Source organism: Nostoc sp. (assembly GCF_036917195.1).
Classification (GTDB): Bacteria; Cyanobacteriota; Cyanobacteriia; order Cyanobacteriales; family Nostocaceae; genus Nostoc.
This window is the reverse complement of the sequence record NZ_JBALDG010000022.1, coordinates 165,164-186,661: the sequence shown is the minus strand read 5'-3', so window position 1 is coordinate 186,661 and position 21,498 is coordinate 165,164. Positions and strand designations below refer to the sequence as shown.

At 40.6% G+C, this 21,498-nt stretch carries 20 protein-coding genes; 7 read left to right on the top strand and 13 right to left on the bottom strand.

What is annotated here, in order from left to right:
- Positions 1 to 86: 86 nt before the first annotated feature.
- The 3 genes from V7K40_RS08345 to apcB form a co-directional block, all read right to left on the bottom strand.
- Positions 87 to 569, bottom strand: coding sequence for a hypothetical protein (locus V7K40_RS08345; protein WP_334958473.1), 483 nt, complete (start codon positions 567 to 569; stop codon positions 87 to 89).
- Positions 570 to 662: 93 nt separating this feature from the next.
- A complete protein-coding gene (locus V7K40_RS08340) occupies positions 663 to 1,091 on the bottom strand; it encodes a hypothetical protein (protein ID WP_334958471.1) in 429 nt (142 codons plus the stop codon).
- 708 nt (positions 1,092 to 1,799) lie between these two features.
- On the bottom strand, positions 1,800 to 2,309 hold the full coding sequence (gene apcB, locus V7K40_RS08335; protein ID WP_334958469.1) for an allophycocyanin subunit beta: 510 nt from the start codon (positions 2,307 to 2,309) through the stop codon (positions 1,800 to 1,802).
- A gap of 358 nt (positions 2,310 to 2,667) precedes the next feature.
- Between apcB and glnA the strand changes: the two genes are divergently transcribed.
- Positions 2,668 to 4,092 (top strand): type I glutamate--ammonia ligase, encoded by a 1,425-nt coding sequence (glnA, locus tag V7K40_RS08330; protein ID WP_334958467.1) that lies wholly within the window; start codon positions 2,668 to 2,670, stop codon positions 4,090 to 4,092.
- A gap of 121 nt (positions 4,093 to 4,213) precedes the next feature.
- Here glnA and V7K40_RS08325 read toward each other — a convergent pair whose 3' ends face one another.
- Positions 4,214 to 4,414 (bottom strand): hypothetical protein, encoded by a 201-nt coding sequence (locus V7K40_RS08325; RefSeq protein WP_273768515.1) that lies wholly within the window; start codon positions 4,412 to 4,414, stop codon positions 4,214 to 4,216.
- Positions 4,415 to 4,817: 403 nt separating this feature from the next.
- Between V7K40_RS08325 and V7K40_RS08320 the strand changes: the two genes are divergently transcribed.
- On the top strand, positions 4,818 to 5,717 hold the full coding sequence (locus V7K40_RS08320) for a ferritin-like domain-containing protein (protein WP_334958465.1): 900 nt from the start codon (positions 4,818 to 4,820) through the stop codon (positions 5,715 to 5,717).
- An 819-nt stretch (positions 5,718 to 6,536) separates the two neighbouring features.
- Here V7K40_RS08320 and V7K40_RS08315 read toward each other — a convergent pair.
- From V7K40_RS08315 to V7K40_RS08300, 4 genes are all read right to left on the bottom strand, one after another.
- Positions 6,537 to 6,779, bottom strand: a complete 243-nt coding sequence (locus V7K40_RS08315) for a hypothetical protein (protein WP_334958463.1) — start codon at positions 6,777 to 6,779, stop codon at positions 6,537 to 6,539.
- 107 nt (positions 6,780 to 6,886) lie between these two features.
- A complete protein-coding gene (locus V7K40_RS08310) occupies positions 6,887 to 8,716 on the bottom strand; it encodes an FAD-dependent oxidoreductase (protein WP_334958461.1) in 1,830 nt (609 codons plus the stop codon).
- A 466-nt stretch (positions 8,717 to 9,182) separates the two neighbouring features.
- Positions 9,183 to 9,761, bottom strand: coding sequence for a hemerythrin HHE cation-binding protein (locus V7K40_RS08305; protein WP_334958459.1), 579 nt, complete (start codon positions 9,759 to 9,761; stop codon positions 9,183 to 9,185).
- 94 nt (positions 9,762 to 9,855) lie between these two features.
- Positions 9,856 to 10,587 (bottom strand): alpha/beta hydrolase, encoded by a 732-nt coding sequence (locus V7K40_RS08300; protein WP_334958457.1) that lies wholly within the window; start codon positions 10,585 to 10,587, stop codon positions 9,856 to 9,858.
- 740 nt (positions 10,588 to 11,327) lie between these two features.
- On the opposite strand from V7K40_RS08300, the gene V7K40_RS08295 reads away from it, so the two are divergent.
- Entirely contained in the window at positions 11,328 to 11,657 is a 330-nt protein-coding gene (locus V7K40_RS08295) for a hypothetical protein (RefSeq protein ID WP_334958455.1), read from the top strand.
- Positions 11,658 to 12,460: 803 nt separating this feature from the next.
- Positions 12,461 to 13,402, top strand: coding sequence for a hypothetical protein (locus tag V7K40_RS08290; RefSeq protein WP_334958453.1), 942 nt, complete (start codon positions 12,461 to 12,463; stop codon positions 13,400 to 13,402).
- 49 nt (positions 13,403 to 13,451) lie between these two features.
- Here the strand turns inward: V7K40_RS08290 and V7K40_RS08285 are convergent, their stop codons facing one another.
- Positions 13,452 to 15,122 carry an ABC transporter ATP-binding protein gene (locus tag V7K40_RS08285; RefSeq protein WP_334958451.1) on the bottom strand — a complete coding sequence of 557 codons (1,671 nt, stop codon included), beginning with the start codon at positions 15,120 to 15,122 and terminating at the stop codon, positions 13,452 to 13,454.
- 568 nt (positions 15,123 to 15,690) lie between these two features.
- Here V7K40_RS08285 and V7K40_RS08280 point away from each other — a divergent pair.
- Complete coding sequence (locus V7K40_RS08280; protein WP_334958449.1) at positions 15,691 to 16,014, top strand: hypothetical protein; 324 nt, start codon at positions 15,691 to 15,693, stop codon at positions 16,012 to 16,014.
- Positions 16,015 to 16,651: 637 nt separating this feature from the next.
- Here V7K40_RS08280 and V7K40_RS08275 read toward each other — a convergent pair.
- Positions 16,652 to 16,861 (bottom strand): hypothetical protein, encoded by a 210-nt coding sequence (locus V7K40_RS08275; protein WP_334958500.1) that lies wholly within the window; start codon positions 16,859 to 16,861, stop codon positions 16,652 to 16,654.
- Between the two features lie 730 nt (positions 16,862 to 17,591).
- Here V7K40_RS08275 and V7K40_RS08270 point away from each other — a divergent pair.
- Positions 17,592 to 17,903: a hypothetical protein gene (locus V7K40_RS08270; RefSeq protein ID WP_334958447.1), complete on the top strand. Its 312-nt coding sequence runs from the start codon at positions 17,592 to 17,594 to the stop codon at positions 17,901 to 17,903.
- A gap of 241 nt (positions 17,904 to 18,144) precedes the next feature.
- Positions 18,145 to 18,498: a thioredoxin gene (trxA, locus tag V7K40_RS08265; RefSeq protein ID WP_334958445.1), complete on the top strand. Its 354-nt coding sequence runs from the start codon at positions 18,145 to 18,147 to the stop codon at positions 18,496 to 18,498.
- A 144-nt stretch (positions 18,499 to 18,642) separates the two neighbouring features.
- Here trxA and V7K40_RS08260 read toward each other — a convergent pair whose 3' ends face one another.
- From V7K40_RS08260 to V7K40_RS08250, 3 genes are all read right to left on the bottom strand, one after another.
- The gene (locus tag V7K40_RS08260; RefSeq protein ID WP_334958443.1) at positions 18,643 to 19,176 is read right to left on the bottom strand and encodes a dihydrofolate reductase family protein; all 534 of its coding nucleotides are present in this window, start codon (positions 19,174 to 19,176) and stop codon (positions 18,643 to 18,645) included.
- Between the two features lie 167 nt (positions 19,177 to 19,343).
- The gene (locus V7K40_RS08255; protein WP_334958441.1) at positions 19,344 to 19,598 is read right to left on the bottom strand and encodes a TIGR03643 family protein; all 255 of its coding nucleotides are present in this window, start codon (positions 19,596 to 19,598) and stop codon (positions 19,344 to 19,346) included.
- A 41-nt stretch (positions 19,599 to 19,639) separates the two neighbouring features.
- The gene (locus V7K40_RS08250; RefSeq protein ID WP_334958439.1) at positions 19,640 to 21,439 is read right to left on the bottom strand and encodes an ABC transporter ATP-binding protein; all 1,800 of its coding nucleotides are present in this window, start codon (positions 21,437 to 21,439) and stop codon (positions 19,640 to 19,642) included.
- Positions 21,440 to 21,498 lie beyond the last annotated feature (59 nt).

Genomic DNA, 21,498 nt, shown 5'->3' with positions numbered 1-21,498 from the left:
GCTTTTTGGCCCAGGTCATAGCTATAGGGGGCAGGCATCAGATTTTTTTGCACTCGATATAATAGTCCTAACACAATCTTGTAGCGCTATAACATTTTGTAGATTGAACCTAAGAAGAAGCAACAAAGTGCAAGTCTTAATCCTTCAGGAATTATCCATTTATTCCCCGGATTTATTGCACCTTTTTGTTTCTTAAGTTCGTTGATTTCTCCAGCATCTACAATACAAGAGTAGTTACTTTTTTCAGCAAAAAATAACTCTCCTCCCATATAACTATCTCCTGGCTCTGGTAATGCGGCACAAAATTGTGGCTTACAAGGCTGAGAGAGCTTTTGTAATGATAGACTTTGGGGAGTCGCTGTGATTTGAATATAAATATGATTAGCAACCTCTTGACGAATTTTACCTATAGTCTCAAAAATTTTACTATCATCAATCGCATCTTTTCCTTTTTTAGCTTGTTTAGATTCATTTGTGTTTAAACTAGCATTATCCGCTTCATCATCAAAAATTAAGGTAGGAACACCTTTGATTTTTGCTGCTTTTAAAACCTTCAATAAATTATCCAAGTGATGGCCGTTTTTTGTAGAAACTAATACAACACCTGTATCTTTGATATAGGGTGCGATTTTAGTTTCTGCAAAACCATCGGGGTCTTTTTTCTATGCTTCCCAATCAAAGAAAACAGGGCCTCCTTGAACTTGATTATTGAAACGATTAGCCGTTTGTTTTCCTAACCATGTATTATCGGAGGTTAAAATAATAAAACAACGAAAATTATTTTCATGAGCCAATGCTAAAGTTGCAATAGTTGTGTTAGTTTTACCACTTTTAACTCGACCATAAATAAGTCCGGTTGTACTATTAGGAATAGGATCTTGTCCCTTATAAGGTTGGCTCACTAAACCTGTACTATTTTCCCCTACATCACCATGACCGAAATTTTTTGAATAAAATTTGACACAATTTTGTACAACTTCAATAGCCGTTTCTTTAAGTTTACTTGCTTCTTTTAATCCAATTTCTTTCTCTAATTTCTTAATTAATCTATCAATACAGTCGCCATTAGTTTTAATTGAAGTGGATGTCATAGGTTATTTGATGTTGATAAAATTACGTCAGGCCAATTATTTTGAGGGACTGTCTGCTCTAAGGCAACTCTCCCCGTACCTTTAACATAATAACTCCCTCTTAGTTCTCTTTTTACAGAAACACGCTGTTTGGCTAAACCCTCGCTAGAATCAATAATTGTCCATAGTTGTTGTTCTGATAGACAACAAATGCCATCCCGATGACAAATCAATGCTATAAAAACTTTGACTCAGGATAAGTTTTACGAAATGTTGTCAGTGCATTTTCTTCCTGTGAACTGAAGCTAAATGACCATGAAGAAGTGGGTTTTTTTGATATTTAAAATAGGATAGCTGATTCTTGATTTGAGCTTTTTATAGTATAAAGAGATGAATGAATATAAGATAAATAACTGATAGATATATAAGATGTTCCTTTGAGGAGTCGAAGAAAAACCGCACCGTGCAGAAATTCTAGATCATTAATACTCATAGAACTATTGAAAAAATTATTTATATCAATAATAAATATTATAATAGTCAGTATAAAGTTTTTTCAGTACTTATTCTCGTTGTACTACTAATTAATTTGTCAGACAACAAATAGTTTTTTGTATTAAAAAAAGTAAACGCACCTTGCCAATAAAGCCAAAGTGCGATATGTGTTAAGTCCAATTACGCGAACTTTGTTTGTATAGTTCAGCGATTTATAGTCACTAGGGCTAGATGCTAAATATCCTGCTCGCTCAACTCGCGTGTAATGTGATCAAATGGTTCATCCACAAAGCTAGAATTAATCACACCTGCGGTTGTCACCTGTTCTTTAATCAAATCCTTGAGAATCTGGATACCGCGAACCGTAGGACCAATAGGTACTCCTAGAGAATTGTAAGTTTCCCGTAGCCCTTGTAGCACACGCTCATCCAACACATTCGTGTTCCCAGCAACCAGCGCATAGGTGGCATAGCGCAGATAGTAGTCCATATCCCGTAGACAAGCTGCATAACGACGAGTTGTATAAGCATTTCCACCGGGGCGAATTAATTCTGGTAGTTCTTCAAATAACTGTAAACCAGCCTGCTTGACAAGTGCAGATGCATTAGAATTTATCACCGCCGCAGCTTGTACTCGTGCTGTACCACTGTCAAAGTAAGACTTCAGACTATCGATCGCATTCCGGTCAAAATACCGACCAGCTAGGTCATAATTCTTAATTAAACTTGTTACCGCATCGCGCATTCCTTTTTCTCCCAATCATTGCTATTTATGGTTTGATATTTATTCGGCTGCACTTATGCACCATTAAATTTTTGTGCTATTAAAAATAGATTCGGCACAAAAACAATCTATCCACTATTTAAGGATTCTATGTCAAAGTTGACCCCTATGTGATGAACTTTCCAGTTTTGTACAGATGATCACCGAAAGGTTAATATAACCTGAGAATCAAGACATCTGTAACATAAGTTACAAAATCCCCTAATGACTAGTATTTAATATATTTCTGGTGTGTCACGGCTTGATTGGGATCAGCAGGGTTAGGATACTTTGGAAGATTCTGGTATTACTTTAGGAAATTGGTAGAGAAGGAGTAACAATGACAACACCGCAAGAAGTCTTGAAGAAAATTCAAGATGATAAAATTCAACTGATTGATCTCAAATTCATCGATACAGTAGGGACTTGGCAGCATCTCACACTGTACCAAAACCAAATCGATGAGACTGCATTCACTGATGGTGTACCTTTTGACGGTTCCAGCATCCGGGGTTGGAAAGCGATCAACGAATCGGACATGACGATGGTACTCGACCCCAACACTGTTTGGATCGACCCATTTATGGAAGTCCCAACGCTAAGTATAATTTGTAGTATTAAAGAACCCCGTACGGGTGAATGGTACAATCGTTGCCCACGCGTTATTGCCCAAAAAGCAATAGATTACTTAGTTTCTACTGGTCTTGGTGACACAGCCTTCTTTGGCCCTGAAGCTGAGTTCTTTATTTTTGACAGTGCTAGGTTTGCACAAACCGCCAACGAAGGCTACTATTTCATAGACTCCCAAGAAGGTGCTTGGAATTCTGGTAAAGCCGGTACTGATGAAAAACCCAACTTGGGTTACAAACCACGCTTCAAAGAAGGTTACTTCCCAGTTTCACCGACGGATTCTTTCCAAGATATCCGCACAGAAATGCTGTTGACGATGGCACAATTAGGTGTACCCATTGAAAAGCATCACCACGAAGTTGCTACTGGTGGTCAGTGCGAACTAGGTTTTAAATTTGGGAAGTTGATCGAAGCGGCTGACTGGTTGATGATTTATAAATATGTCATCAAGAATGTTGCTAAGAAATACGGTAAAACCGTTACCTTCATGCCAAAACCGATTTTTGGCGATAACGGTTCGGGAATGCACTGTCACCAATCCATCTGGAGAGACGGCCAACCTCTGTTTGCAGGTGATAAGTATGCTGGTTTGAGCGATATGGGGTTGTACTACATTGGTGGTCTTCTGAAGCACGCACCAGCACTGTTGGCAATTACCAATCCCAGTACCAACTCTTACAAGCGCCTAGTACCTGGTTATGAAGCTCCTGTAAACTTGGCTTACTCCCAAGGGAACCGTTCTGCTTCTATTCGTATTCCTCTATCTGGCACTAACCCCAAAGCCAAGCGTTTAGAATTCCGTTGTCCAGATGCTACTTCTAACCCATACTTGGCATTTGCTGCAATGCTTTGTGCTGGTCTTGATGGCATTAAGAACAAAATCCATCCTGGTGAACCCTTAGATAAGAATATCTATGAACTCTCTCCAGAAGAACTGGCAAAGGTTCCTTCAACTCCAGGTTCTTTAGAACTGGCGTTGCAAGCACTGGAAAAAGATCACGCCTTCTTGACAGAATCAGGCGTCTTCACGGAAGATTTTATCGAAAATTGGATTGATTACAAGCTAGGTAACGAAGTCAAGCAGTTGCAACTGCGTCCTCATCCTTACGAGTTTTACCTATACTACGATGCTTAATTAAGAGTCGTATCTAACTAAAAGTAATAAGTTTTGCCACCCTAGAGTAGAGGGTGGCTTTTTTTCCAGAGTTGTCAGTTGAGACATTTACTCAAAAAATCAACCTTAAAATTCTTGAAACTTAGCTCATGGAAGCATGACTAGACCCATAAATCATCCGAGCGTTAGCATCTACCTTGCCTTGAATCGGGTTCCAGTAGTGGGATGCTTCTTCAGGAAGACCAAGTTCTTGTGCAGCCCGCATCAGTATTGATTGTTGGCGATTCTTAACTTGCTGATGTTCACGCACCATTAACGCACGAGATTTATCTGCGATAGACATAACCATAGTCCTCTCTATTTTATGAATATATAATTTTTGGTTCCTTACAAACTACTCTAACAAAAATTCTGTAGCATAAGCTACTTTTTACATAAATTTATATTTACCTTTGCCCACAATATTAGGTATTTTTCTCTCAAAGCCGGAAAATCTCTCCAATTCACCTTTAACGACTAAAATCATCTGGCTTCAGATTTGTCTCACCTCAAAAAACACACCTTCCCCAAGACAGAACATTTATTCGTTACTTTTATTTACATTTAAAAGGTCTGACACTTAAGTTCAACTCAAGTGATTAATTTTTGGAACTTTTACTCTTTTTTTCGGTAACGCGGCACAAAGATAGCAGTTGCAAAAAACTAAGTTACGATCAAATAAAGATTTACAAAAATTTACATAATCTATGACAGTTACCTACCCACGTAAATTTCAGAATGTTTTAAGTGCCAGAGAGATATTGAAACGGGTAGTATATGATCGCGAAATCCATCTAATTACCCTTAACCGCTACCGTTACAGCGAACAACGCAGTTGCAAAGACCTGACTGAGGTAATTGAACAACTGAATGGACAGCCACCGGAACTGGTGCGGGATTTGTCTCATCACATTTCGGATGAAGCTCATCATGCCATGTGGCTAACTGATTTGCTGATCGATCTGGGAAGCAATGTAGGAACTCCTCCTGGAAGTTCCTATATCGATGAATTTGATCGGCTGCTTGACAAAGACACCTATGACCCAAAACACAACCTAGAGGACAGTGTGATAGCTGGTTTAGCAGCAATTAACATTACTGAAAAGCGTGGTTGTGAGTATTTCTCTGCCCACATTCACGCCCTCAAACAAGCGCCGCAGACAGAAGAAAACATCAAAATTCGGGAAACTATTGAAAAAATTCTGCCAGAGGAAGCAGGACATGTTCGTTGGGGTAACCGTTGGCTGGCACAAATAGCAGATAAGAGTCCAGAACATCGGCAAAAGGTAGAGCAAGCTAAACTCAAGTATGCTGCAATTGAACAGGCAGCGTTTGAATCTGGAATGGATATCACCTTGGGTGCAGAACTGCGACGAGTTGCCAACTTGGTGGAAGTGGCAAATACCATGCCGCTTTGGCAACGTCCCCAGTACCTGATGGAACGCTTACCCCAGACTTTGCTAGCGCCTGAATTGCAATTTACTAGGATTCAGGCAGCACAAAAAGCTTGGCAGCGTGATCCACAAATGTTTATCGAGAAGTTTGTGCCGATGTTCCTCAACGGTATCCAGGGAAGAGAGAATAACCGCAAGAAAACAACAGTGTAAAAGCGGCATGGGGCATTAGATTTAGTAGTCTCCCTTGTCCCTTTGTACCCTCATCTTCCCTACTCTCCACTCGCTATCCCCTTTTCTTTAAGTAAACTTTACCTAAAAAGGACAGATGCAATATATTGCATCTGTCCTTGGGTGTAGAATAATTAAATCACTATGATGAACTAGCAGATCCTTCTTAATATTTATTTCGTCGGGAGCCATCTGTGAGGAGAACGATCCAGAGTGCAACCGTAGGTCAGGAATAGTAAGATTTGTTGCCAAGTGTAATAAACGTATACTACTTGTGCAAATTTATGCCCTACATAAATTCAGATGAAACGAAAGGGATTTTATGCTTCGGCAAAGGATGCTAAATAGGTGTCGGAGCGAAGATCAATTATTTCCTGATCTAGATAGCCAGCTACTCAATGTATGAGAAAACCTATTGGGGAATAAAGTGAAGTTGCCTTAAGACTGTTTCCTCAACAAGCAAAATGTCTGAACTAGATGTGCTTTAGATTAACTGATAGCCTATCTATTTATAGAGCAGTTGAGGATTGAGACGCAGAGTTTCCCAAGAATATGAGCAAAAGTTGTGTAGCTTTTGAGGAGTTGGTAATGCTGTTGATCAAAGCACTTAATTTGATTTGCGTTTTGATCGCCAGGATTGAGGCCAACTTATGATATCACAAAGCTTGCAATTGAAATACTAAGCGCTCGCTGAAGATTTTCGGGTGTCAACTGTATATATCTCTGCCAGAAAACTTGTGTAAAAGATGTTAGCACAACATCCTGTTTTCTGGTACTTTGGTTGCTTTGGAAAAAGAGGCATTACCCTAGGGTAGTTAAACCACAGCATAGATATATTCCGAATTTTTGCGTCACTTCTCTGCGCCCACTACCGCGATGACGTGGCCCATCATCTGAATTTTGTTCAGATGCCGCCGATAGCCACTGTTCCGAAGCAGGCGTAGAAGGCAGCGCATAGGATAAGTGATTGACCATTGCTTGGCAGTTAAAAGCTAAGGGGCCGAACACCAGACTTGAGACTAAAAGTGAAATGGCAGCACGCATAGCAGATGTCTATTTTGGAACTCTCCACTTCACTGATACTTAGCTTTTTCATGAATATCCGGACAATTAATCAAAAAGTATTCTGTTTTACTGAAAATAAACTCTTCTTATCCTTTGTTCAAATGTTCGACTAATAACCAATTACCAAAGTGATTCTGACGGCCCCATAATGTAACTAATTGTTCGTGGGGATAATCGCGTAATTGCTCGTCGATATGCGATCGCAAAGTCACAAGCTGCCAGTTTTGACCTTGATATGCAGCTGGTGCTGTGATAGTGAATCTGTATTCCTGCTGATCCAAGCGGTAGAAAATGCCTTTGAAACAGTTACTTCCCCGAATTAATGCCTTGTCAAAAGTAGAGTCAGGGTACTCATTCCCCGGTAGGCAAGGGCAATAACCATTAGCTGGATAGGCTTGTGGGTTATTTAAGTAATACAGTTGCCAGTTCAGCCAATCCGAATGATTGGGTGGAAGATTAAATAAAGGAATAATTGCTGCTTTTGAGCGATTATCTTTCAATAAAGCCGTTTGCAGCGCCCTAACAGGTAAATCCCTCGGCTGGCAGTTTAACTCAACACACATCGCCGCTGCCATCCCCGCTGCTTGACCAATGCCCATAACCACAGGTTGTAATCTGGTGGCCCCATTGGCAATGTGGGAGACAGAAATATTTTTTTCACAAACCAAGAAACCATCTGTTGTGGCTGGAATTAGAGAACTGTAGGGAATTGTAAAAGGAGTTCCCGTCCAGCGTCCCCCCCAGCGAATAGATTTAGGTTGCAGTGGGAATTGAACACCAGGATAATGATGGTCATTGGCATAGTTACCAACAGCGATTGCTTCTCCTATCAAAGACGCTTTGCGATGCCTGCGGCGGGCTACGCCTACGCAAAAATTCCCATGATTAAATATAGATGCAACTCTTCCTCCAGCAATCGGCAAAATATCCTGTTCTCGGACAGTAGTTAGCCCCACTAAGCGGCGGCTTTCACGGTAATAAGGATGCAGTGCAAAAGCTGTAGGGGCGTGAGGAAATACTTTTTTTGCTAAACCATAGCGATGACCAAGCTGATTTTGGATAAAATGGGCAAAATTTTGGCTGTGCCAGCAAGATTCTTGGATGAATTCACCTCTGGATACATCTGACTCTATCAGCCGCCCTACTCCTTCGCCGTAGTCATTACCACAGATTGGCCAATTGATCATGAATCGGCCATCAGGTAAGCGTCCATAATTCAAAAATGTCTCTGCTCCATAGCCATCCCAAGCACCTGTAAACTGGGATGGATTATAGTTAGGGGCAGCCGGAATTTCTGGGGCGTAGGCTTCACCAAAGTCTTGCATAATCACTACCCAAGTGGGCGCTTGCACTGGATATTTCTGGGTTAAAGAGTTAAAAGTCACTGGGGCGCTAGGTTCTTCCCACTCAGATTGCAATTCCCAACCCCAGCGGTAAGGTATTTCAGCTAAAGCCAATAAATCTCCTAATTCTGTAGCGTCGAGAATAATCTTGGCTGTGACAGCAAAATCAGCAAAGCAGACACCAGTAATAGAATCACCTTGGCGGAACACATCTATTGGCACTTGTCCAGAAATCCAGTACAGATTTGGCAATTCCTGCACCCAATCGGCAAAAATCTCTGCCCCAATCTGAGGATCGTAACTAAAAAAGCTGACCCAACTGTTATCTAATCCTCCAGGCTGTCGTTGTCGCAATTCCTGCAAAAACGCACCCCATAACCCCGTTTGAAAAGCTTCTAATTCATTGCCATCGGGTGCAGACACTCCAGCTGAAGTTAGCATTCCCCCTAACCAAGGAAATTCACTTATTAGAATCGTTTTGGCTCCCCGTCGCGCTGCTTGGATAGCAGCAGCAGTGCCTCCCGTTCCCCCGCCAACAACTAAGACATCAGCTGTGTATGTCTGATTAACCATTGCTTAACCTCATTGGAGTTCTGACAGCGGTTCTCAATTGCATCGAATACAGACCACTCGTAGGGGCACAGCATTGCTTATAGGTGTCAACTTAAGCGCAAACCCTTTTAAAACCTCGTTAAAAGCCAGAGGCTGGAAATGCTCTTTCATTGCGGTGCCGCTAGTCTTGAGGCGGAGCCTCTCATTAGGCATTCCCAGTCGCAGACTCTTAACGAGACAATCTCTAAAAGCTTGTTATAGGAAGGCTTTCACCTTAATTTGACACTAATGAGCAATGCTGTGCCCTTAGCATGTGTTGCATCCAAACGAGAACTGCTATATTCTCCTAAAAAAAAGCGATCGCATTCCAGTTTTTATCTCAAACTGAGTGCGATCGCGATCAGATTCCCTAAATCAAAAGAGATTATTACGATTTTTATCAATTGGCACTTACCCAACTCGAAGTCGAGGCGGTCTTCAGTTGTTTTTACTTTGTCAAACCCTCAAACACACCCCTCAAAGCTGCAACAGCATCTTGAGTCCGTGCCCAAACACCTTGATCTGGGTCTTGACCTGTAAGTTCTCTTGTACCCAAAACTTCCAACACACCTTTCAATTGTTCTTGATGGGCACGATTTTCAAAGTTCACTTGATTGAGTGGTCCAATAGCTTCTTTGACATCATCACCAACCACCTGTGATGCCTTATGGATAATTAAACCAGTCATTACGGCTTGGTGCTTAATCCTTTCGTGAATAGAAACCTTTTGATACAGTGTTAGCTCATTCCCATCTATTATACGGTTTACTTGCTCGATGTACTGCCCTATAGTGTCTCTAGGCTGGGCTGAACCACCACCAAATTTAGAGATGACTTCCTCGATTACTGTGAGATTTTCTTGATCATCTTTGAGAAAGTCGTTTAGGCGCTTGCTAATTTCTTGATCGTTGCTTACAGCAGGTAGTACTTTTTGTTCATTAGCAATTAGCAACTCTTGTATAGCTTTCAAATCTGCTAGCTCTGTAGCGATCGCGCTCCGCTTGGTATCATCTAAAGCTACAACCATTTCTAGACTTTCCTGAAATAATTTAGGACACGATTAAGCTCTCACAATTGTTTGACTCGACGCATCTTTCTTGAGATGTATTATCATCTAATACTTAAAGTCGCAAACAGGCATACAGCGAATCAGACACACGGATAAACTTCCAGAAGTCGAGTAGCTGTTCTCCTACAAGCTGATACTGGGAAAAGTGAAAAAAATGCCCTCCTTCAAAACATGACCATAGGCGATCGCCTTCCTTGAAATGCGATCGCCATCCTTGCAGTGCATCAGGTGTGACAACAATATCGTTTAAACTACCACAAACCATCAAAGGTACTGAAACTCTGTTTGGAGTCATACTTACGCTTTCAAACAGAGAATTAGGAGAGAGCGAACAATCTAAGTCTTGCTCCAGAAGATGTGTCAGACTCTTGAGAGCGCATTTATCCTGATAACCAAACAAGTTATAAACCATATCAGTCAAAAGCTTTTGGCGACTTAAAAACTGACGATGAATATAGTAATGAGCTTGCCAATCAACTGCTGGATCAACACCCACTGCTAATAGCGTCAAAGACTTAACTGTTTCTGGATAGCGACGGCTATAGAGTAGACCTAGTAATCCTGCTGTACTATGACCAATCAAATGGACAGGTTGATTGCAAGATTTGAGGTAGTCATGAAGCAGAACAACAGCAGCATCTAGTGAACTTGCTTCATCTTGACTTTGGCAATATTTCCACTCTTGGATTGTCACTTGAGATGATAAGTAACAAAGTAGTGGTTGAGCAAAGTATTGCAAACTAGGGCTTGTATTTAACCAAAGAACATCCGGTAGTTTAGACATCCTGATTTTCCTGTAAATAGAATAAACTCTCAATTCACTAATTAAGAATTTTTGTAACGAATTAATCCCAAGTTCCTATATCTGATTACAACTGATTTTTCCAGTCAGGCTTACCAGCGTGTCAAACCTCCTGTAAAAACTTATTGATAAAAATATTCAATATATTTTAGAAAAGCTTACAACATCAGAGAAATTATTGCAAATAATTATTGTTAGTGCTTCAATACCGTTTCTCTGTGAAGTTATACAAAAATTTCCCCCGTCTAGAGGTTTAACAGGATTTTGTCTTGCTGACGAGTTAGAAATACCTTTTTGATATAGTGGTTCCCGTTTACGTGAGGTACACGCGTAGGGGCACAGCAGTGCCCATTGGTGTCAACTTAATAAAACTCTTTTAAAACCTCGTTTCCAGCCAGAGGCTGGAAATGCATACCCTGGCGGCTCTGCCGCTAGGAGAGGGAGGCGGAGCCTCCGAACTGGCATTCCCAGTCGGAGACTGGGAACGAGGCAACGAGGCAATCTCTGAAAAGTCTATCTAGCTTTTACGTTAAGTTGACACGTATGGGCAGTGCCCATGCGTGTCAACTTAACGTGAAACCCTTGTCAAGAGGTGATATTCAGTTCTCTGGCTTCCCATCACGATCCGCCTCACCCCACCCTAACCCTCCCCTTACTTGCAGCTACGGTGTACACACAAGTATGACCAGCATAGGTTTCAACTCTTCTAGTTGTTTCGTAGGGTGCGTTATGGAGACGCCAAAATAACAAATGCCCTCGCCGAAATAACAAATGAGTTCGTCGAAATAACAAATGAGTTCGCCAAAATAACAAATGAGTTCGCCAAAATAACAAATGAGTTCGCCGAAATAACAAATGAGTTCGCCAAAATAACAAATGAGTTCGCCGAAATAACAAATGAGTTCGCCGAAATAACAAATGAGTTCGCCGAAATAACAAATGAGTTCGCCGAAATAACAAATGAGTTGGCTAGCAAGAACCGCAGGCATCGCCATGATTGCAATTTAGCTTTGACGCGGGAGCGTAACGCACTGCAAATCTTTAGTGAATGAAGTTTTTCCGACTTGTGTGTACACCGTAGCCTTAAAAAGAGGAGGGAACTAAATTTCCTGTTTCCCCCCAATCCATCGGGGGGATTAAGGGGGGTAAAACGCCTGTGAGACATGCATTTGAGCTTAAGTTGACACCAATGGGCAGTGCCGTGCCCCTACACCTCGCAATATAATCTAAATGGGAAGCGCTATACGAGCGCTCATATCTCAGTCAGTTCGTATATTTATTTATATAGGTAATATTTTTACATTAATTACTTAGAAAATTTTCTCATATCAGGAAAAATAAACTTTTTTCTCTAATAGGACTTACGCACACTCTACAAATACTTCTCAACTCGATGAGACGCTGCGCGTTGGCGTTGGTGGTAGCCTGCGACAAGCCACTACGTGCCTACGATAAATTAAGCTTTTTGGCTATTTTTGCGTAAATCCTGTCTAAATATTTATATACCGCTTTTATAAAGGTGAAATAATTTCAATTTTTGCTCTCAGCTAGCAGAAATATATTAGCAAAGTTGTTACTTTGAATTTAGCCATTAGAGAATACAATGTCGAATCCTTATAACAAGCAAGAGTTATAAATAATTTTATTATGGCTGGATATACATAGGATTTAGGATTACATCAAACAATGGCTTGAATTTTTTAACCAGACTGATGAAAATTTATTTTCAGTCGATATGAATAAATCGAATTTGTATATACATCTAAAGATAGAGGTTGGAACTATAGATTGGTATTTAGAATTGATATAAATCTTAACTATATGGATTAGTAGTATCAAGTAAAATCCCGATATTATGTTTACTAATTGTTTGAAAAAAACTGAAAATTTAAGTATAAATCAAGATAGCAATGTCTCAAATGTTGATGTAGCACTTTTTATAGATAAAATTAAAAGTAATATCTGGGTATTTGGTATTCCATCTTGGCTTTTCGGAATAACCGATAGAAGCATAGCTGCATTTGCTGATGGTTATTTATCTCCCTTAGAAATATTTCAGCTATTTACAGCCTCTTTCTTTTTTGTGAGTTGGCTATATCTTAAGCCTGAGGAAAGCTTCAATAGCAATGATTTAGCGCCCAGTCAATATCAAGAATATCTTGATCGGACGCAAGCTAACAAGCTTCAATTAAAAAAGCTTCACATGATTAGTCAGGAGTACATTTTACCGTTTCCTTATATTTGCCAAATCTATCATCTATTGAACTTAAAACATTTGGAAACAGTTCATAGATTTAGCCTTAATAATCTTAAAATTATTAACATTAGCCATTTTGAAACCACAAATAGCGGTGGGATAATCAAGTTTAAAACAATATTAGATTCGCCAGGTAATCCTCTGAGAATTTGGCGACAACCAACTGTGGAGGTGGATTTAATATTACATACTCCCTACACTATTGAACTGAGTATTCCAGTCTATAATCAGAAAAGAATAATTGTTATATTTCATGCTTTTCCCTTAAATAACTCAGAACATCAGCTATTTATAGACATTTATAGTGACTTAGAGTGGCCAAAGCCATTATTACAAATAATATTGCATTTTGCTTCTTGTTTGACACTCTTTGAAGATTTGCCGTATCTAAGAGCTTTGGGTGATAAAAAGATAGAGCGTTTATTCAACTTAAGTAGGACTTCAAATCACGAGACTGCGTTGCTGTTTAAAAGATTCGTTGAGCTATATGGTTCGAGTGGAGAAACAACTAAATTACTTGAAGGAAGCGAAGATAATTAACAGTTAGGAGTTAGGAATTTGAAACTTATAACTCCTCATCTTAATTTAGTTAAGCGCGTGCTAGCAATGGAGCAGCAGCTAGTAAGGTTTTGGTATAAGGATGCTGAGGATTAGCAAAAATATTTTTTGTCAGACCGAGTTCGACAATTTTACCGCTATTCATCACGGCAATCCGATCGCACAAAAATCGAGCTAACCAAAGGTCATGAGTGATGAACAGATAAGTTAACTCGAATTCTTCCTTTAATTGCAACATCAAATCCAGCACTTGCGACTGCACGCTAGCGTCTAACATACTCACAGGTTCATCGCAGATTAAAAGTTTAGGGTGAGTAATCAAAGCACGAGCGATCGCAACTCTTTGCTGTTGTCCACCGGACAAATCTGATGGATAACGCTCATAATACACTTTTGGCGGTGTTAACCCAACTTTCTCTAGCATCGACAAAACCTGTTCTTTTGCCTTAAGGGGATCGGCAAGATTGTGGATAAATAAAGGGTCAGCGATACTTTGTCCCACTGTCATCGCTGGATTGAGACAAGCATGGGGGTCTTGAAAAACCATTTGTATTTGTCGCCGTGAGGAGCGAATTTCTTGGCGCGACAGTCTAGTTAAATCCTGTCCTAAAAACTCAACTTTGCCACTCGTGGGACGAATTAGTTGCAAGATTGTTCGTGAGAGCGTACTTTTACCACAGCCTGATTCTCCGACTAAGCCGAGAATTTCTTTTGAATAAAGATCCAAGTTGATACCATCTACTGCTTTAATTGTCTGCGTTTGTGTGTTCAATAGTCGTTCGATAAAGTTAGGTTCTATGCTGTAATATTGCTTGAGTTCAGTGAGAGTCAAAATTGGGGATTGCTTATTAATAATTGGTAATTGCTTTTGTTCATCATTGACAATTATCAATTCTCCACCATCATTTACTGCTTGAATATGTAAAGCTGCTTTTAAGAGCGATCGCGTGTACTCATGTTGAGGATGTCTAAATACAGTTTCTGTAGAACCCATTTCCACCATCTTGCCGTTGTACATAACGCCAATGCGATCGCAATACTCAGCCACCATTGCTAAATCGTGAGAAATCAGCAACAATCCCATGTTTTCTTCACTGCACAGGCGAGTTAATTCTTGCAAAATCTGCGCGGAAACTGTGACATCTAAACTGGTGGTGGGTTCATCGGCAACAATTAACTTGGGGTTGAGGAGTAAAGCTAAGGCGATCGCTACCCGTTGACGCATTCCACCGCTAAACTCATGGGGATACTGATTCCAGCGACTAGCCGGAATATTCACCTTTGCCAAAGTAGCAAGTGCTTTTTTTTTGGCTTCTCGCGTTGATAATTCTGGTGAGTGCGCCTGAAGGGTTTCGATACAATGCTTACCAATCGTCATCAGCGGATCGAGGCGTGTCATCGGATCTTGAAAAATTAAGGCGATCGCCTCTCCCCGAAATTTCCGCAACTGGTTAGGCGTCAAGTCAAACACTGACCGTTCTTGAAATGTCACCCGTCCCTGAATACGACTAGAGGCTGGTAGTAAACGCATTACTGCCCGTCCTATAGTTGACTTACCACAACCAGATTCTCCCACCAATCCCATTCTTTCACCTGGTTGCAAGCTCAAAGATACATTATCAACCGCCCAGCTTGCTTCTTCTCCATTCCTGTGAGGATAAGCAACTCGCAGATTTTCGATACAGAATAAGGCTTTACTCATAGTTAGTTATTAGCCCTGGGCTACCAGCTTTTATAATTTCAAATTTAAGATAGTCTATCAGATTAGTATTAGACCTCCGTTGTGCGAACATCTTTATTGTCTTAGGGTAGGCGTAGCCCGCCGTACCCCTACGGGGATCTTGCTACGCGCAGCGTCTCAAAGAGTTGGCATCACCTTTATAAAAAACTCCACCCACAAGGAAATGGAGTTTCCTGCCAACTTTCGATGAACAACAGTTCTACAACAGAGATGTTGAGGTTGGATCAACCTAATGGATCTACCGACAACCAATCCAAAGGTAGTGATGAGATCCGCCAATCTTCTATCATACTGATTTATACCGCTAGTCTCAAGTTTTCTCTGTTTATGTTAAGAGACAAGCAAGCATTTTTACTATTGAGCTAATTAATCTTCATCAGCTTGATATTCATTTGTACCTTGCTCAGTTTCTAGTAATTAATTCATCCATTTGTGGGAGGTAATTAGTAAGCCAATAAGTGTACTTTGCTAATAAGCAGACCAATACAAGATGGTTTAAATCAGCATTCATCCAATAAATATATCAATCATGTTGAATTCGATATTCACCGGATCTATAAAAATAAAACCCTTGGTAGTTTCAACAGCTTTTTTGCTGGTTGTACAAACTTCTGCCAATGCTCAACAACCCCTTCCTAGTTTGACTCCAGCACAAGCTCAACATTTATCCCGTGACTTGGTTCCATATAATTCTCAAGACTTTTTTAGGCAAGGAAAAAATTCTATTGAGAGAGAAATTCAAATTCTTAGGCAAAGGCAACTGCGCTCAATTAAACCTGTTCTTAAGATTGATTTAGTACCACAGATAAAAATACCACAGACCCAGCAAAACCTTAACATCTTATCTAAGTAATAATTATCATTCTTCTATAGGACTTCTATTTGATTTTTGAAAAAACTCTGTACATCTAAAGAGTGCGGAAATCAAAAGTAGTGTGTTGAATAAACCACTTTTTCCATTCACTTCAAAAGAAAGAACAGCTATGTCTTTTCGATTTTTTGATTGGGTGTCCTACCCTGCGGGAAGCCACTTCTCAACTCTTGGATAGGCTGTGCCTCAAGCGTTCGCGCAGCGTCTCGAAGAGAAGCTATGCCGCAGGCTTTACGAGACGCTTTGCCTAGCTTGCTTCTCCGTAGGAGTACGTGTCTATGCGCCCTTTACGGTTCGTTCCTTATATAGTTTGTGACACGTTGATCAGTTCAAGTAGTAATTCTTTGGGAATTCTCAAAGAATATACAGGTTCAGTAGCTTTGGTGTAACTTGGTGCTTGATAATTTTTTGCGGATGTTCCTTCCCTACGGGACGCTAACACGAACACCCTCACCATACTGGTAGCAGTAACCAAAACTCTCAGTACTAATCCCAAGGCATCGACTGTTAAAAAACGTTTGCCTAAACCACACCCCCAGGCATCACAATCACTATGCTCTGCTTTCTGTTAACAGAGATTTTGTGTTTTGAATAAACTTTGCAACACAAATTTACAATCTTAATCGTCTAGTAAACTCATCAATGCTTGGATTTCAGCGTCTTGCGGCTCTGATAATTCACACTGTAACTTTAATAATTCATTTTGTAATCCTTCTGCTACATAGAGCAGATTAGATTCTTGTGCAATTTTTAGCTGATTTTCTTTAATTTCGATTTGTTTAAGCAAGTTGTTTTTAACATGAATTGAATTGTAATGTTGAGCAATCATAGCTTTACATTTCTTATCAATATATAGAGTGCAATTAAATTTACCACCTATGTATTGTTCCACACTTTTATGATTTTTTAAATATCTGGTGATTTTATCTTTTGACTCGTAGTGTTTAGGGGTATGGCATTTCTTCTTGCCTGAGTAGTTAATTTTTGTTCAGGGTCTTTAGGGCATTGAATCGGACGCTTAATGCAATTTTGCTCTATAGCGATTTTCATTTTAATCAGGGACACGGCATTGCCGTGTCCCTACCTTGTATCTGTGTTCATCTGTGGTTAATTATTTTTTCTGTACCTTACCCGTGTGGGAACCGCTATATTCTCCGAAGGAGGAGACTTTTAGGGAGCATCCCAATAGCAAGCAAATTTACCAAAATCGTTAAAAGTCAATTGCGAATGAAGCGTACTCCAACTCTACAAGACGCTTTGCGAACACTGCGTTTTGTTCGCAATGACAAATTATGTTTTTACACATTTGGGATGCTCCCGACTTTTCACGAGAAGTCCTCAAACGACAAAATTGCATAGTTTTTTTCACAAATCCATTCTCAATAGTTTGGGAATATTGGCTTAATACACCATATCGATATTTTTACAGGCTTTTACAAAAATGTAAATTATGATATAAGATTGGTTGATTTCGGGAGAATTTTTAGATAACAGGCATTAACTTATCTGTTACTTCACCGAGTCTTATAAATATGTTAAACATTTTTTTTGTGAACAGAATGGACTTAAAGTTTATAAAGAGAAACCTTTTTACCTTTGTGAAAATTATATCTACAGTGCTTATAACAAGTGCGATTGGATTGGAATCGTGGAATATTTATGCAGTAATAACTAATAGTTATTTACCAAGCAGTCTTAATCCAATTTTTTGGATTGAGCGTTTTGCCATGACGAGCCATTTTATAGAAAGCATTATAGCAGCTTTTTATGCACCTTCAAGAAAAAAGATGCCAATAAAATATGCTACTTATACTTTTTTTGTAGGCACAATTGGGTTGTTAGAACTGTTTGATCAGCAGGATGACTATTGATACCTCCACCCTTGAAGGTATGAGATTTTTGGATTAGATAGGTTGTTGGGGTGCGTTATGCGATCGCTAACGCACCTTACGTAAGAAAGTTGTAGGTTATTAAATCCAGGCTACCAAGCAAAAGTCAGTTGCGGGGGTTTCCCAATTTAGGTGACTGGTAAATCTGACAGCCAGAAGGGAGTATAGTTTGTATAGTTAGCTTTTTGCTGAAATTTTTAGTTTGACACTAAGGAATTAAAAAATGTCTACTGATACTGACATAGTTGCTTACGTTGAAGAAAGTGAATTTGATACTGTTTTAACTGGAAGTGAAGAGAAAGTCGTTGTTGTTGATTTTACTGCTACTTGGTGTGGCCCCTGTCGCTTAATCAGTCCGTTAATGGATCAACTTGCCCAGGAATACAAAGGTCGCGCCAAAGTCGTTAAGGTAGACGTTGACAGCAACAAGCCGATTTTCAAAAAATTCGGTCTTCGCAGTATTCCAGCAGTTTTAATTTTCAAAGATGGTACTTTAGCAGAAACCATCGTGGGAGTTTCTCCTTACGAAGACTTCAGCAACGCTGTTCAGAAGCTTCTTGAGGGTGTTTCAACATAAATGGTAATTCATAATTAAAAAGGGTTTATACCTGATGCCTAATAACGGCAGTCACGTTTCAGATGGAGTTTAAATTCCCCGAAGTTCCGAGCTTCGCAAGCCGACCCTCGGACTTCTTACCACTTGAAACACAATTATAAATTTTTAACCCTTTCCTTTTTGCCTATAATGTGATTGGAGTAAACCACTAGGATATTGTTTTGAATCAATCAGCTCCAATTTTTCTTCAGGGCTAGCTGGTGGGAAAAGGTGTGTACCACCACCTAAGATAATTGGAATAGTTGAAATAATATATTCGTCAATCAAGCTGTGCTGAAGAAACGAATTGATTAATGCTCCACCACCAACTAGCCAGATATTTTCCAAACCTTGAGCCTCCATATTTGCTAAGACGTGCTTCACTGTGTCCGAAACAAACACAACGTCCTCGCGGTCAGATTGGAGATGGCGCTGGGTGAAAACGAAAGATTTTTTCCCCGAATAAGGCCATTCATCAAAACTAAGCCCTACTTCATATGTATTACTGCCTAAGACAATAGCATCAATAGATTCGTAGAAAGCAGCGTAACCGTAGTCTTCTCCTTCTGTATCAAGGATTGATAGCCAATCAATTCCACCATCGCTACGAGCAATGTAGCCATCCAAACTAGCTGCGATGTAAAGTGTAACTTTCGTCATTGTGCTTGGTGAATGTGGTAGTTTTCACTCAATTGGTGCAAGCGATGCCTGCGGCAAGGCGAAGCGTGAACGCAGGCTTATTTCTTTTAAAGTATTTTAGCTTCTGATGGTTCTGGACGATATTTTGATTGAACAGATCATAAAAAAGCGATCACTTACCCAATTAGTTAGGGTTTTTGATTGGGCGATTTAAACCGACCTGCAATAAATTCTCGCTTAGATAAATGCTTTGTATTGCGTTTGGTGACTCGCTCGCGCCACATCTGGAAACTAGATTCCTTCATTTCGCGCCTCATTAAGGCAATTACCTGTTTCTCCAGCAGCCCAAACTGAGCTTCAATGGCATCAAAAGATGTTCTATCTTCCCATGCCATTTCAATAATGCGATCAATGGTTTGTGAATCGAGGTTAGGTAGGTTCATTCCTTTGCTGGCAATTGAGAAATTCGAGCTATATATATATTTTACTTTTCATTTTGAAGAACCATTGTGTCTGCTGCACCCAGTTGTAGGGCATAGAGATTCGCATAGACACCCTGCTGATCGATGAGTTCGGCGTGAGTACCCTGCTCTACAATTTGTCCCTGCTGAATTACTAATACCTGATCTGCCAGAGTAACTGTACTCAGGCGGTGAGCAATCACGAAGCTGGTACGACCTTGCAGCAAGCGGGCGATCGCAGTTTGTACTAGCGCTTCTGTGCGGGTATCGATGCTGCTAGTGGCTTCATCGAGAATCAGAATTCGGGGATTAACCAACACCGCACGGGCAATACTGATCAGTTGTCGCTGTCCTTGGCTCAGGGGAGCGCCCCGTTCACCCAATTGAGTTGTATAACCCTGTGGCAGAGAGGTAATGAACTCATGCACATTTGCTAGTTGTGCAGCCTCTTCAATATCAGCTTGGGTGGCGTAAGGAGCGCCAAAGGCAATGTTTTCGGCGACGGTGCCGCTGAACAGAATATTGTCTTGCAGGACGATGCCAATTTGACGCCGCAGACTTGCTTGAGTCACGCTACGCACATCAACATCATCAATTTTCACTGCACCGCCAGATACATCGTAGAAGCGCAAAATCAAGTTAATGAACGTACTTTTTCCCGAACCTGTCGGCCCTACTAACGCAACCATCTGCCCTGGATAGGCGTGCAAATTCACCCCTTTAAGAACCAATTGATCTGGGTTGTAGCCAAACTTGACATTTTCAAATGTCACTTCACCCTGAATAGGCAGCATTTCTATCGCATCGGGTGCGTCTTTGAGTTCTGACGGTTCATCTAGCAATAGAAAGATTCGCTCTAATCCGGCGAAGGCAGATTGAGCTTGGGTATAAAACTGGCTGAGAATTTGAATCGGGCGGAAGAATTGCTGGACATAAAGTAAAAAAGATGTCACCACACCCACGGTTGCAGCTCCAGTGACCGCAAGATAGCCACCATAGGCCAGCACGCTTGCCGTTGCTAGTGTGTTGAGAAAATCAATGGAGGGTAAGAAGGCGGAAGTAATTGCTACAGCCTCGACGTTAGCATCACGATTGGCAGCGTTGAGAATGTCAAATTCTGCGATGTTCATCTGTACACGATTAAATGCCTGTGCCTCTCTGACGCTACCAATATCTTCTTCTAACTTGGCGGAAAGCTCCCCAATAGTCTGTCGCGTAACACGAAACCTGGCTCTTGCCCAACGCGCAAACAAGCTTGTGGTAAAAATCATCAGTGGCACAACCAGATTGCTCAACAAACCGAGTTGCAGGTTGATTGAGAGCATAGCAATGATTATGCCGACCAAACTGAAAGTGTTGCCTAGCATTTGGGCGATCGTCAGTCCAAATGCCTGATTTACAGTATTGACATCATTCAGCAAGCGGCTCATTAAATCGCCTGCTTCGCTGCGATCGAAAAAGCTAAGTGGCAGACTTTGGATTTTAGTGAAAATATCTTGTCTCAGTTGAGCCAGCAATCGCTGCATAATCCAGCCGACTCGAATAATTTGACCTCGGATTGCCAAAATTCCAAGTCCATAGTTCAGCGCTAGTAGCCCTAATAACACCAGCAGTCCTTGCAAATTCCCTTGTTTAATTAGGTGATCAATCGACCAACCGATGAAAAACGGCCCAATTGCCTGGGTTACAGCACCAATAAATACTAATGTCAAGGCGATGGGAATTTCTTTGCGATAAAGTCGCAGGTATTGCAAAAAGCGCCGCAGGGTGGAAAATTGCTGACTCGCCTGCTCAGATGCAACAACGGTAACTGTGCCTCTCATACCAATTTTAGATTTTAGATTTTGGATTTTGGATTCAAAGTCTTTGTCTTTATTCGCTG